Source organism: Aestuariispira insulae (genome assembly GCF_003385955.1).
Classification (GTDB): Bacteria; Pseudomonadota; Alphaproteobacteria; order UBA8366; family Aestuariispiraceae; genus Aestuariispira; species Aestuariispira insulae.
In genome coordinates this window covers 17,084-29,469 of the sequence record NZ_QRDW01000005.1, presented here as the reverse complement: position 1 = coordinate 29,469, position 12,386 = coordinate 17,084, and the positions used below count along the sequence as shown (strand labels likewise).

The window sequence follows — 12,386 nt, the reverse complement described above, 5'->3', positions numbered from 1 at the left end:
AATAAATTGATCTAGCGCCAATGCCAAGTCTTTTCCACCTCCCTTTGGGAGAGAATTACAGTAAGTAAAGGAAATATTAGGTTCTTCTCGGGTAAATAGTGGATAGCTGGCGAGGAAGGATGCATGCAACGCTTTATAACGCTTCTGCTTTTGAATCTCGCCGTTACGTTCGCGGTTGGCACCACAATCTTCATATTGCTGTATGATACGGCCTTCGAACAAAACGCCAATCGCCTGCGCACCATGGTGGAAAACCGCAAGCAGATGATCCAGGCCGTGATGGTGCACGGCGTCAACAATCACAAGGAAACCCCGGACACCGCGCGGGAAGACACCCTGTCCCAGATACGGAATGCCCATTCGAGTTTTGAAAGCTTTGGCCTGACCGGGGAGTTCACGGTCGCGGAACAGATCGAAGACCAGATCCGGTTTATATTCCGCCAGCGCCATTCCGGCATTGAAGTCCCAAAGGCCATAACAGTCGATTCCGCAGATACCTCACCGATGCAGCGCGCGCTCAATGGCGAAAGCGGGACCATGATTGGCATAGACTATTACGGCCATGAAGTCTTGGCTGCCTATACACCGATCCCCTCGCTCGGCATCGGACTTGTCTCAAAAATCGATATCGACGAAATCCGCGCCCCTTTTGTCAAGGATGCCCTTCTTGGATTGGTTCTCTCCGCCGCACTGATTGCCGTTGCCACCGTCGCCTTCATCAGGATCGCGTCCCCCATCAACCGCCGGATCATTGATTCCGAAAACCTCTACCGGCGCCTTGTCGAAGAACAGGTTGGCCTGGTCTGCCGCAGCAACCGCGAGGGCATCATCGCTTTTGCCAATGAATCCTACTGTCAGTATTTCGGTCAGAAAACAGGAAACCTGCTTGGCACCAGTTTTCTGGATCAGATCCCCGAAGATCGGAGAGAGGAAGTCCAGGAAAGACTGAAAGTGATGGAACCGGATGATGCAGGCCTGGTTTACGAACATGAGGTCATTGACCGGGACGGCAATGTAAAATGGATGCAATGGAACGATACCCTGTTACCCGGGAAAACACGGGACCAGGATCAAATCATCAGCGTCGGCCTGGACATTACCGAGAAAAAACTGGCCGAACAGAAACTCTTGAGGATCAGCCGCACCAAGATGGTTTTGATGGCCTCTAATGAATTAATTTCACAAAGCGATTCTCCAGAAGAACTGTTTGCTCATGTGGGCCGTATCCTGCTGGAAATCGGCGGTTATCCCAATGCCTGGTTTGCCCGTCCGGACAGAAACGGTGCCATCCGCCCCACACGGGTTCAGATACCGGAAGAAGAAAGCATACCGGCACAAACTTTCTGCTGGTACGCCGCCTATCATTTGGAGGAGATCTATGGCCGGCAAATAACAAGCCCGCTGATCATCCGACAGGGAAATCCCCCAGAAGAGCATCTGGATTTTGTCGAAGTGGGCCGATTATTCGGCTATCGGTCCCATCTGCTATTGCCGCTGACGATCGATGGTCTGCCGGTGTCCTTCCTCCACTTACATTCCGGGAAGGAGTCCGCTTTTGAGGCGGACGAGATGGAGTTATTGGAAGTCCTTCGAAAGGAAATCACTTTCGCCCTGAACGCCATGAAACTGCGGGAAAAACAAAGAGACGCAGAAATCCTGGTCCGTGCCAGCGAAATCAAGCTTGAAAGAAGTCTGTTTGATACCGTGTCCGCCCTGGCCAATATTATTGAACAGCGCGATCCCTACACGGCAGGTCACCAACGCAATGTCTCTCAGCTGGCGGTCGCCATTGCCCGGAAAATCGGACTGCCGGATAACAATATCAAAGCCATCCAAATGGGTGGCATCATTCATGATATCGGCAAGATCTCTGTCCCGATTGAACTGCTCACCAAACCCGGCAAGCTGACAGATACCGAGATGGCCCTCATCAAGGCTCACGCACAAAACGGTTATGAAATCATCAAGAATATCGAGTTTGAAGGCCCGGTCGCAGAGATTGTCCGCCAGCATCACGAAAGGTTAGATGGATCCGGTTATCCCTTGGGCCTGTCCGGCGATCAGATCTGCCTGGAAGCCAAGGTCATTGCCGTGGCCGATTCCGTTGATGCCATTGTCTCCCACCGTCCCTACCGGCCGGGCCGCAGTTTGACAACCGCCATTGAGGAAATCGAGAAACATAGCGGTCAATGGTATGATCCCGAGATTGTGAAAGCCTGCGTTGACCTGATCGAAAAGGACGGCTTCTATTCCAAACAGAATGACAACCGATCCCTGCTGTCTTTTTACCGGAAAAAGCCCGCCTGAACACGAATGGCGGTTCAAACAGCTCTAGGAAGGTTGCTGCAGTTTCCTACACCATTCGTCATGCCATTCATTGATCCGACCGGGTTTCAGTTTTCCCAATTGCATCAGTTTCAGTCGATTGGGCACCTGGAAAAGAATGTTTTCTTCTTCCTGGCGCTTTTTCAGGCGACGGTCGGGGCCAACATAGTCGGCGGATATCACAAAGCGGCGCTGATTATAGATGATCCCTTCCAGATGCGTAATCAGTTCCTGCAGGTTAAACGGTTTCAGCAGAACACAATCAACCCCCGCTGACATTTCGCGACAAATCACATCATAGTCACCGCGGGCCTGGGTTGCCAAAACCGGAATAAACGGGTCCAGTCCGGTTTTCCCCCGGCGCACATCCCGCACCAGAGTCGCCGCCCGATCAGTTTCCTGATCAAAATCAATCAAAAGAATATCGAATTCATGACCCGGCTTACGGCTCAGCAATTGTTCGATTCCAGACAGATGAACCAGATGCTTCACACCATTTTCCCGGAGCAGGCCATCCAGTTCCTCGGCAAAGAGCGGGAATGGCTCGCAATGCAGGATCGCGCATTTTTCCAAAACGCCGGACGATGTCATAACTTTCCCCCCCTTACATTCCGACCCCGCAACCCCAAAGGCGGGATGATCTTGTTACTGGCAACCATATCACACCACTCTAGCCTTAGGAGAATTAACCCTCGTATCAAACTATTTGGTCATTTGCCGATTGCGCCGTAGGCAGCGAGATAGGGATGATGTAACCTATTGGCATGTTTGGACTCTACAATATACAAGGCCCGCAATTCCAGGGCCCCTTGGAACAGCTCTACCAGGTCCACCCGGTGGTGCGCAGCCAAGCGGCTAAATTCAACCTGCACCCGGAAACGGATCAGCAGTCTGATCAGCCGGAGCAGCGCCGCCCCCGACAGGCGGCGGCAGCCTATGCCAAGTCGCTTAATCTCGATCACGAGCGCGAACCGCTCTATCATGTCGACCAGATCATGCATAAAAACCCGCACACGATTGGGGCTAACGCAAGATTAGCCGATGCTTGGAGCATGCTGCAGAACCATAAAGTCAAACAGATGCCCGTGGTTGATGACAAGAATCATACCGTCGGGCTGTTGACTCAGACAGATCTTTTACGGCGGATCATCGTGAATAGCGAAGATGACCTGTTGCAGGTGCCGCAGGCCCCGGTCCGCGAGGTCATGATCACGCCGGTCATCACAGCGGAACCGCTGACTGATATCCGGCGAATCGCCAAGGTGATGGCGGAATATGGCCTGCCGGCCCTGCCGATCACCGATGAAAAGCAATTCCTGATCGGGATTGTCACCCGCGGGGATATCCTGCGGAAATTCGCTAATACCCCGCCGCTGCAACTCTGGAGCTGAGCAGCCGGGATCAAGCATCAGGCAGGAGCTGTCTGTTTCTTGAGCAAGCCGCCCATCAGGGAGACTGTCTCGGCATCCGCCTCACCCGTCATGGCGGCTGGCCGGTAATGCCGCTGAAATGCCTCAATGGCGGCCCGGGGATCATCCACCGCATAGCCCAGTTCTTCCAGCATCTCCACCGGGTCCCGGGCACAATCCGGATCCGGGTCAGGCCAAAGACCGATCCCCTGCTCCGCAAGCCCCTTCCAGTCGAACAATTCACCGGGATCAATCTTACGGCCCGGCGCCACATCCGAATGGCCGACAATATTGCGGGCGGGAATAGCATGACGGGACAGGATTTCCTTGCATAAAGCCGCTAGCGATTTCATCTGAGCCTCTGGAAAAGGCTCATAGCCGTTTGCATGCCCGGGATTGGCAATCTCGATCCCGATTGAATGGGAGTTTACATCCGTAATCCCGCGCCAGGAACTGACACCCGCATGCCAGGCCCGTTTCTTCTCTTCCACCAGTTGATAAACATACCCCCTTGGGGTCACCAGATAATGCGCGCTCACCTCCGACACCGGATCGCATAACCGATCAAGCGCTTCGTCTGCCGTGGTGAGGTCTGTGTAATGCATCACCAGCATGTTTATTTTGGAACCGACCCGCCGATTACCGAAATTCGGCGAAGGACATTGAATCAAACCGTCCATGTATTTCCCTCGTCCTGTTCATATTCTTATTATTGAGGTGCGTTTTGGCGTTTCTCTTTTTTTGCACTCCTGTAGATGATGACCCCATCACCAAGAATGGTCAATGCCCCGCCCGCAATCATGACGGGTGTCACCACCCCGCCCAGTACCGGGAGGCCGGCAATTACGCCAACCCCAGTTTCGCCATGGCAAAACCACCGCCCCGGATAATCATGACTCGCTGGCCGGTCAGGATATCCCGAAATCTCCTTACGCTCCCTTCGCGGCAGCAATTTCTTCCTGCAAAATCTCCAGCTCAAGCCATCGTTCTTCCGCCGCTTCCAGCGCGGCACGGCAGTCATCCAGCTTCTTGATCGAGTCCTGGAATTTATCCGGATTCTTAGTGAAGAGATCGGGATCCGCCAGAACCGTTTCCAAGCCTGTTATCTCCCCTTCAAGCGTCTCGATCCGGCCCGGCAGCATGTCCAGGTCACGCTGGTCTTTGTAGCTGAGCCGCTGGGAAGCCCCTTTGGGTTTCGGCTTGGCCGCCGCAGCGCTTTCCGCCTTTGGAGCTTTCTCTTGTTTCAACTGCGCCTTTCTTTCGCGGGCATAATCTTCATAGCCGCCGACATATTCTCTGACATCGCCATTCCCTTCCACCGCCAGGACACTGGTCACCAGCCGGTCCAGGAAGTCGCGGTCATGGCTGACCAGGATCAGGGTCCCGCTGTAATCACCCAGCATTTCCTCCAGAAGATCCAGCGTATCCATATCCAGATCGTTTGTCGGTTCGTCGAGCACCATGAGGTTTGTAGGCCTCATCAGGATCTTGGCCAGCATCAACCGGTTGCGCTCTCCGCCTGAGAGGGTTGAAATTTTGCCGCGGGCCTGGGCCTCGGAAAACAGGAAATCTCGCAAATAGCCGACCACATGGCGGGTGCTCTCGCCCACCGTGACCTGATCTGTCCCTTCTCCGATTACATCCCAGGGCGTACTGTTGATATCCAGCTGTTCACGGGTCTGATCGAACCAGCCCAGATCCACATTGGCCCCCATCTCGATGCTGCCAGCGTCCGGTTCCAATTGCCCGATCAGCATTTTAAGGATCGTGGTTTTTCCAGCCCCGTTGGGGCCGATGATGCCGATGCGGTCACCGCGCATGATCTTCATGGAGAAATCGTCTGCAATCGTGAGGTCCCCGAATTTCTTCGAAATTCCCTTTGCCTCGATCACCACCTTACCGCTTTGCTCTCCATCCTGGGCCTGCATGGTGCTGGCCCGTTCATTGCGGACATGATTCTGGCGTGCCTTGCGCAGGGTCGCCAGCTTATCCAGCCGGCGCACATTGCGTTTGCGCCGGGCGGTGACACCGCGCAGCAGATAGCGCTGTTCCTGTTTGATATGCTGGTCCATCCGGTTAAGCTCAGCCTCTTCCGCGCGCTCCACCTCTTCGGCCCAATCCTCGAATTTCTCGAAACCTGCATCCAGACGGCGAAGCTCGCCCCGGTCCAGCCAGACCATGCCGTTGGCCACCTTATTCAGAAAGGCGCGGTCATGGCTGATCACCAGAACGCCGCCTCGGAAAGAGGCCAGTTCCTGTTCCAGCCATTCGATGGCCGGCAGATCCAGATGGTTTGTCGGCTCGTCCAGCAGCAAGACATCCGGGTCCATCGCCAGGGCACGGGCCAGGGCCGCCCGGCGGATCTGGCCGCCCGACAGGGCCACCGCCGACATATCCGGTGTCAGTCCCAGCGCGTGAATCATGGCTTCGGCACGGAAATCCTCAGCCCCTGTTTCGGTGACAAAATCCATCACCGTGCCGCTTTTGGGCGGCACCGGCTCCTGGGCCTGGCTGGCTATGGTGATACCGGGCTTCACATACCGCTCGCCGCTATCCGCCTCCAGACTACCCTGTAGCGTCGCCATCAAGGTGGATTTACCGCTGCCATTCCGCCCGACCAGAACCAGCCTATCTCCCTGGTTGATGGAAATATTGGCATTACGGATGACCGGCGGTGTGCCATGCCCCGCCTGGCAGTTGCGCAATGCAAGAAGTTCCGGCCCTTTCGCCATGATGGCGGCTCCTAAAGATACTGGGATTGAAAAAGGAATTTATCAGGCGCTAGAAACCAAGACAGGCCTGAAAAATCAAGCCGTCTGTTCCCTTTGCCCTTAGCGAAGCCCACGTTCCGCTTTAATCCGGTCATAGGCGGCATTGACCTTGGCCAGTTTTTCGTTGGCCAGTTCAACAAATTCTTCCGGCATACCCTGTGCCACCAGACGATCGGGGTGATGTTCCATCACCTGCTTGCGATGGGCGGCTTTGATCGCGTCATCATCCGCGTTTTTTGATATGCCGAGCAAGGTGTACGGATCAGCGCTTTCACCCTGCTGGCACAGACCAGTCACCCGCTCAAAAGCAAGGCCTTCAAAACCAAAAATCTCTGAAACTTTGTAGAGATATTCCAACTCTCCGGGATGAATATGGCCATCAGCCTTGGCAATATGCGTCAGACACCAAAGTAATTCTTCCAACACTTCGGGATTTTTGGCGAACATGTCCGCCATCTGCTTGGCATAAGGCTCAAAACCGCGGGAATCCTTCTTCGCCTGGTCAAACAGGCGGGAGACATTTTTCATCTCTTCCGGCGGGATGCGCAAAACCTGTTTGAAGGCATTGACTTCATCACGGGTAACACGGCCATCAGCCTTGGCCATTTTGGCCCCCAGAACAATCACCGCAATGGTAAAGGCAACCGTTTTTGTGCCGTCTTTCTGCTCAGGCTTGTCCGGCTGCATGCTGTCGATCACGTGACCGCCCAATGCGCCGATCAACGCGCCAAGCGGCCCGCCCAGCGCCAACCCGCCGACACCCCCCAGTATTTTGCCCCATATGCTCATGCCATGGCGCCCTTTCGGAATTCCCTTGGATAACCGCCGCCGGAATTGGCAGCACCCTTAACAGGTAACGCAGATACCCCTGTTAGAAAAGGTCAATATCATCCTCTTCTGCTGCATCGCTCTCCGGCTCCTGCTTCGCGTCTTCATCCGCTTCCGCCGGTGCGCCAAACTCCTCGTCCGGTGCATAGGTGCTTAGATAGGCCAGAATGCTTTTGCGATGTTTGGCATCATCCGCCGTCAATTGCAGATGGGTGCCTTTTTGGGAATATTGGTAAACAATGCCGCGGATTGCCTTATCTAGCCCCGGTAGCGTTAGGAACACAGGCTCCCCAATCGGTAGGCTTAAAGTGTCTTTCAGCAAGCCACCCCCCAGGGACAAATCAACCACTTTGACCGGAAAAGTCTCGTTGCTGCCGCGCAGTTCCGCATCCAAATTAAGGCTATGGCGCGTATGGGCACGGCGGTTTCCTGCGGCAGAACGCCGCAGATCCGCCATGAGGGCGGTCAGGCGCTCGGTCATGCTGTCCACATCCGCCTTGGACTGGACTGCGTTTTTCTGAACCTCCATGGACATATCCCGCGTCGAGGACACAGCCTCAAGGATTTCCGACGTGGATTGGGATACCTCTTTGGCGCCATTCGCCGCATCACTGATCTTCTGACTGATATGGCGGGTGGCTTCCACCTGCTCACCAACTGACTTATTGATCTCGGTGGAAACCTCGTCAATCCGGCCAACCACTTTGGCAATTTCCTCAATCGCATTGACCGATTCGTCCGTGGCCGCCCGGATATTGGTGATCTGCGACTGAATTTCATCCGTTGCCTTAGAGGTCTGACTGGCCAGGCTCTTCACCTCGTTGGCGACAACGGCAAAGCCCTTGCCCGCCTCGCCGGCGCGGGCAGCCTCAATGGTGGCATTAAGCGCCAGCAGATTCGTCTGTTCGGCAATTTCATTAATCAAAGTCACGACATTACCGATCTGGACCACCGCTTCGGAGAGCCCTTGAATCGTCCGCCTGGTGCCGTCTGCCTGCTCGACAGCGCTTTTGGCCACGCTGGAGGCTTCGTCCATCTGTTCACCGACATGCTGCATTTCTGTACGCACCCGTTCGGTTTCACGGGCGGCTTCGCTCACACCGTTGCCGACATTCTCCGACTCTCGGGATAATTCCTCCATCCGGCCGGATGCGGTATTGGCCTTCTGGGACATTTGTTCGGAAACAAAACTGAGCAGCGAGACATTCTGCGCCACATTCACACCGGTTTCCTTGACCTGTTTGTCCAGGTCACCGGCAATTTCAATCAGCTCACTGCTGACGGTATCGCTTTGAAGCTTGTTGGATTTGACTTCATTGGCGAGGAACTGATCAACAGCCATGCGGCTGGCCCGGATGATTTCGAGATATTCAAAGATCTCTCGGTCATCATGTTGCAGCCTGGAACCATCCAATGCGCTCTCCGCACCGCCGCTATAGGCAACTTCCCGCACTTTTTCCAGAACCAGGCGCTGCTTGGGCAGGACCTTAACCAGAAGTAACCCGACCGAGGCCAAGCTGGCTACGCCCCCGACAGCCCCGACAATCAAAGCCAGCATCGGACGTTCAACCAGACATGCGGCAACGACAGCGGTGAATGCCACCAAACCTATGAGACTCAGGAATACAATGACACTCAGGGACCGTTTCATACTCCACTCCTCGATTCAGCGGCAATGTGGCTACCTTAACGCCTCATTTATTGATAAATCGTATTCAAAAGCCAAATCTATCAATCGTCTAGTGTCAATTTTGGCTTTCCAAAATGCCAGCCCTGCAGGAAATGCACGCCCTGTTCCGCCAACAGACCTGCAGTTTCTTCCCTTTCGACCCCCTCCGCTACGGTCTCAAACCCTATCTCGTCTGAGATGGAAACCAGTTTGCGGACAAAGGAAATGCTCTCGGGAACCTTGTCGAGGTCCTGAACGAAAATCCCGTCAATCTTCACCACATCCACGGTCAGGGATCTTAACTGCCGGAAACTGGTATGGCCCGAACCGAAATCATCCAAGGCAACCTTGCAACCCAATTGCCGGACCGACGCCACAAAATGCGCAGTGACGTCCAGATCCTCCATCGCCACAGTTTCGGTAATTTCCAACATCAACCGTTTCGCCAGTGTTTCATTGCCACGCAAATGGTTGCGCAGCGCCCGGAACCAGGAAAAATCGGTAACCGTCAAGGCAGAGAGGTTAATGGAAAGACGCAGTTGCGGATCATCCTCGAGCATCTTGATCGCAGCACCAAGCCCCCACCGGTCAAGATCCCTGATCAAGCCGAACCTTTCCGCCACAGGGATAAAGGTGGCGGCGGGAACAAGCTCGCCCCCGGAATCCTTGATACGGATCAAGGTTTCGTAATAGGCAGGTTTCCGGCTGCTGGATGAAACAATCGGCTGAAAAGCAAAACACACCATATCATCGCGAAGCGCTTCTTCGATCTGCTGGGCTACCAGAATTTTGTTGCGAAGCTTGTACCGTTCTTCTTCGCTGGGGCGGTAAATTGAGGCTTTGTTCACCCCTTGCGCCCGCGATTCCATCAAGGCGGTTTCCGCCCGCCCCATGATTTCCGTCGCCGTATGGACATCCTCCGGGAACTGGACGGCGCCAATCGCCGCGGAAAACGAAAGGGAACGGTCGCCATAGTAAACCCGCTCCCGACTGAAAGAATCCACCAGACGGGCCAACAGACCGTTCAAGCCAGCTTCGTCACAGTTGGAAAGCACCGCACCAAACCTGTCCGTATCCACCCGGCCAATGGTGTCAATAGAGCGCAGGGCACGCTCAATAATCTGACCGGCACCCAGGATCAAGGCATCCACCGCATCACGGCCCAGATCATGATGGACATCCGCCAATCCATTCAGCCCAACCAGCAAATAAGCATTGGGAACTTGGAACCGCTTCCCGTAATTCAACGCATTGTGAAGCGCATCACGCAATCGGGACTTATTCAAATGCCCGGTCAACTCATCATAATTGGTCTGGTGACTTAGCATGCGCTCTTTTTGTTTGCGCTCGGTCACAATGCGCATGACCCCTGCAACGCTGAGCGGTTGGCCGTTATCATCACTTTCCACCTGGCCGCGCTCATGCACCCAGGCAAAGGCGGCATCATCCTGGCGCAGACGGTATTCGCATTCGTAGCGCCCGCCTTCCGATTCCGGGATATCCAGCAGTTTCAGCCGGGCTGCCAAATCCTCTTCATTGATCCTGGCAATGAATGCCTCTCCATCGCTGACCTCCGGTTCACCGTCGCTGGTGAAGAGCGATGAGACATCCCCTACCCAGGAAATCTCATCGGAAACCAGATCCCAGCAATAGGCCACATCCCCCGCGGCCAGCAATGCCATCCGGGATAAATGATCTTTGGAAGTCACCCGCGAAACACCCAAAACAACAACTTCTGCAATAAGTTAAACCGACAATAAAGTGAAGACTAGCGGTTCCTGAAAAAAAAAGAAACATCCCTTCTTGTGAATGATGGTATTTCCGAACTTTGTTCATTATCCTTTCTTTGTTTTTTACTTTGTTCTCTTCAATAAAACCTTCGGTTTCATCCATGATCGAGCAAATCGTTTCGCTGCCTATGCCAATGATCTACCTGTTGGTCATCGGGTTGGTGTTGCGGCATATGAAATGGGCCAGATGGCTGGCGGGAACATCAGTCTTCCTGCTGATCCTCTGTGCGTTCCCAGTCACGGCCTATCTTCTCTATCTGCCATTGCATCATCCCCGCCCCTCCGCGGCGGAGCTGGAAAAATTCCAGCCGGATTGCATATTATTGCCAACCGCCGGCGCACTGAAAGTGTCCGACCAGGTCTGGATCCCCACTGTCAATTCATACTGGCGGCTGGCAAAGACGGTCGAATTGCAGCAGGCGTTCCATATTCCGATCATTATTTCCGGTGGGGCGCTCAAAGGGGCCCCAACCAGTGAAGCCGCGTTACTGGCGCAGCAGAATTATCTGCCCCTGGATCCTGCGATTTTGGATGAAAGCGCCACCAACACTGTAGACAGTGCCATCCAGTTCGCCCGGATCATGAAAGAGAACAACCTTTCAAGGCCCCTGGTCGTGACCGACAGCCACCATATGCTGCGCATGCGCGCCAGCCTGGCCGCCCAGGGGATCTCCTCTCTCGGCTACAATACCGGCCTAGGTGGCCAGCCGCCGCTGGAATGGGATCAATTAATTCCCACCCGTAACGGCTATTTCGGCGTCAACAGCGTTTTAAGGGAATATGTCGCCCTCACCTATTATATATATCAGGGATATTTTAGCCTCCGCGACTTAACCCGTTCACAACCCTTCTGACGGATGGATATTCTGCCGCTGCGACCTTCCAAATTGTCCATTGCATCGGCAAAAAAAGCTGATACTGTTGCGGCCGTGACGGTTCCCACATGGGATGAAAAGGGAATTTGGTGCGGCCAGACGATTTGAAAAGGCCCATGCCAAAGCTGCCCCCGCAACTGTAACCGGTGAGTCCGCTTTCCAAGCAATGCCACTGGGACTGGATTGAACCAGCCCCGGGAAGGCCGGAAAGAAGAGGATAAAGACCCGGAAGCCAGGAGACCTGCCGACACGCTATATCAATCTATTTCCGGGCGGGGTGCCCGGCAGGAGACACATATGAATATCTTTTCAGCAACCGGGGGTATCTCAGCCCCGGACAACCAAAACGACATCTCCGCAAAATCTGATCTCGCTTCCGGGAAAAGCCAGTTTTATGATCCCAAACGGATTATGCTGCAAGGCCTGACCCTGGCCTCTCATGAGACCCCAAATGCGCGTGAAACACTTTTTGCCTGGCTCATGACACTACCTGGCAACACCGAACCCAATGTTGCTGCGAACATGTTGCTGGACCTCTATCTTCCGGATCTGCCAACCGCCCTGGACAGCGGCAAGGAAGAGTTGATCGCCCTCCTGCGCCAAGTGGCACTGTTTGACAAATCCCGGCAACAGCAGATCAGGTTATCCGGTCGTCGGCGCAGCAGTGCCATGCACTAAAAAACGGGTCCCCTTCCGTCGGACAGATTTTTCATGTACCC

Annotated in this window: 10 protein-coding genes and 1 riboswitch; of the genes, 4 read left to right on the top strand and 6 right to left on the bottom strand. The window is 54.4% G+C overall.

What is annotated here, in order from left to right; all coding sequences use genetic code 11:
* Nucleotides 1–123 precede the first annotated feature (123 nt).
* Nucleotides 124–2,307, top strand: coding sequence for an HD domain-containing phosphohydrolase (locus tag DFP90_RS12895; RefSeq protein ID WP_115936915.1), 2,184 nt, complete (start codon nucleotides 124–126; stop codon nucleotides 2,305–2,307).
* Nucleotides 2,308–2,331: 24 nt separating this feature from the next.
* Here DFP90_RS12895 and DFP90_RS12890 read toward each other — a convergent pair whose 3' ends face one another.
* Nucleotides 2,332–2,916, bottom strand: coding sequence for an ANTAR domain-containing protein (locus DFP90_RS12890; protein ID WP_115936914.1), 585 nt, complete (start codon nucleotides 2,914–2,916; stop codon nucleotides 2,332–2,334).
* Between the two features lie 173 nt (nucleotides 2,917–3,089).
* Between DFP90_RS12890 and DFP90_RS12885 the strand changes: the two genes are divergently transcribed.
* Nucleotides 3,090–3,716, top strand: coding sequence for a CBS domain-containing protein (locus DFP90_RS12885; protein ID WP_115936913.1), 627 nt, complete (start codon nucleotides 3,090–3,092; stop codon nucleotides 3,714–3,716).
* 17 nt (nucleotides 3,717–3,733) lie between these two features.
* Here the strand turns inward: DFP90_RS12885 and DFP90_RS12880 are convergent, their stop codons facing one another.
* From DFP90_RS12880 to DFP90_RS12860, 5 genes are all read right to left on the bottom strand, one after another.
* On the bottom strand, nucleotides 3,734–4,414 hold the full coding sequence (locus DFP90_RS12880; protein ID WP_115936912.1) for an N-acetylmuramoyl-L-alanine amidase: 681 nt from the start codon (nucleotides 4,412–4,414) through the stop codon (nucleotides 3,734–3,736).
* A 249-nt stretch (nucleotides 4,415–4,663) separates the two neighbouring features.
* On the bottom strand, nucleotides 4,664–6,466 hold the full coding sequence (locus tag DFP90_RS12875) for an ATP-binding cassette domain-containing protein (RefSeq protein WP_115936911.1): 1,803 nt from the start codon (nucleotides 6,464–6,466) through the stop codon (nucleotides 4,664–4,666).
* Between the two features lie 99 nt (nucleotides 6,467–6,565).
* On the bottom strand, nucleotides 6,566–7,294 hold the full coding sequence (locus DFP90_RS12870) for a TerB family tellurite resistance protein (protein ID WP_115936910.1): 729 nt from the start codon (nucleotides 7,292–7,294) through the stop codon (nucleotides 6,566–6,568).
* Between the two features lie 82 nt (nucleotides 7,295–7,376).
* Entirely contained in the window at nucleotides 7,377–8,984 is a 1,608-nt protein-coding gene (locus tag DFP90_RS12865; RefSeq protein WP_115936909.1) for a methyl-accepting chemotaxis protein, read from the bottom strand.
* Between the two features lie 80 nt (nucleotides 8,985–9,064).
* Nucleotides 9,065–10,711 (bottom strand): GGDEF and EAL domain-containing protein, encoded by a 1,647-nt coding sequence (locus DFP90_RS12860; RefSeq protein WP_147301005.1) that lies wholly within the window; start codon nucleotides 10,709–10,711, stop codon nucleotides 9,065–9,067.
* A gap of 182 nt (nucleotides 10,712–10,893) precedes the next feature.
* On the opposite strand from DFP90_RS12860, the gene DFP90_RS12855 reads away from it, so the two are divergent.
* The gene (locus DFP90_RS12855; protein WP_115936907.1) at nucleotides 10,894–11,646 is read left to right on the top strand and encodes a YdcF family protein; all 753 of its coding nucleotides are present in this window, start codon (nucleotides 10,894–10,896) and stop codon (nucleotides 11,644–11,646) included.
* A 62-nt stretch (nucleotides 11,647–11,708) separates the two neighbouring features.
* Nucleotides 11,709–11,930, top strand: a riboswitch (cobalamin riboswitch).
* A gap of 34 nt (nucleotides 11,931–11,964) precedes the next feature.
* Nucleotides 11,965–12,345, top strand: coding sequence for a hypothetical protein (locus DFP90_RS12850; RefSeq protein ID WP_115936906.1), 381 nt, complete (start codon nucleotides 11,965–11,967; stop codon nucleotides 12,343–12,345).
* Nucleotides 12,346–12,386 lie beyond the last annotated feature (41 nt).

What these genes read in the sequence shown, in the direction of transcription:
- DFP90_RS12895 (WP_115936915.1), top strand. Translation starts at nt 124, where the DNA reads ATGCAACGCTTTATAACGCTTCTGCTTTTGAATCTCGCCGTTACGTTC.
- DFP90_RS12890 (WP_115936914.1), bottom strand. Translation starts at nt 2,916, where the DNA reads ATGACATCGTCCGGCGTTTTGGAAAAATGCGCGATCCTGCATTGCGAG.
- DFP90_RS12885 (WP_115936913.1), top strand. Translation starts at nt 3,090, where the DNA reads ATGTTTGGACTCTACAATATACAAGGCCCGCAATTCCAGGGCCCCTTG.
- DFP90_RS12880 (WP_115936912.1), bottom strand. Translation starts at nt 4,414, where the DNA reads ATGGACGGTTTGATTCAATGTCCTTCGCCGAATTTCGGTAATCGGCGG.
- DFP90_RS12875 (WP_115936911.1), bottom strand. Translation starts at nt 6,466, where the DNA reads ATGGCGAAAGGGCCGGAACTTCTTGCATTGCGCAACTGCCAGGCGGGG.
- DFP90_RS12870 (WP_115936910.1), bottom strand. Translation starts at nt 7,294, where the DNA reads ATGAGCATATGGGGCAAAATACTGGGGGGTGTCGGCGGGTTGGCGCTG.
- DFP90_RS12865 (WP_115936909.1), bottom strand. Translation starts at nt 8,984, where the DNA reads ATGAAACGGTCCCTGAGTGTCATTGTATTCCTGAGTCTCATAGGTTTG.
- DFP90_RS12855 (WP_115936907.1), top strand. Translation starts at nt 10,894, where the DNA reads ATGATCGAGCAAATCGTTTCGCTGCCTATGCCAATGATCTACCTGTTG.
- DFP90_RS12850 (WP_115936906.1), top strand. Translation starts at nt 11,965, where the DNA reads ATGAATATCTTTTCAGCAACCGGGGGTATCTCAGCCCCGGACAACCAA.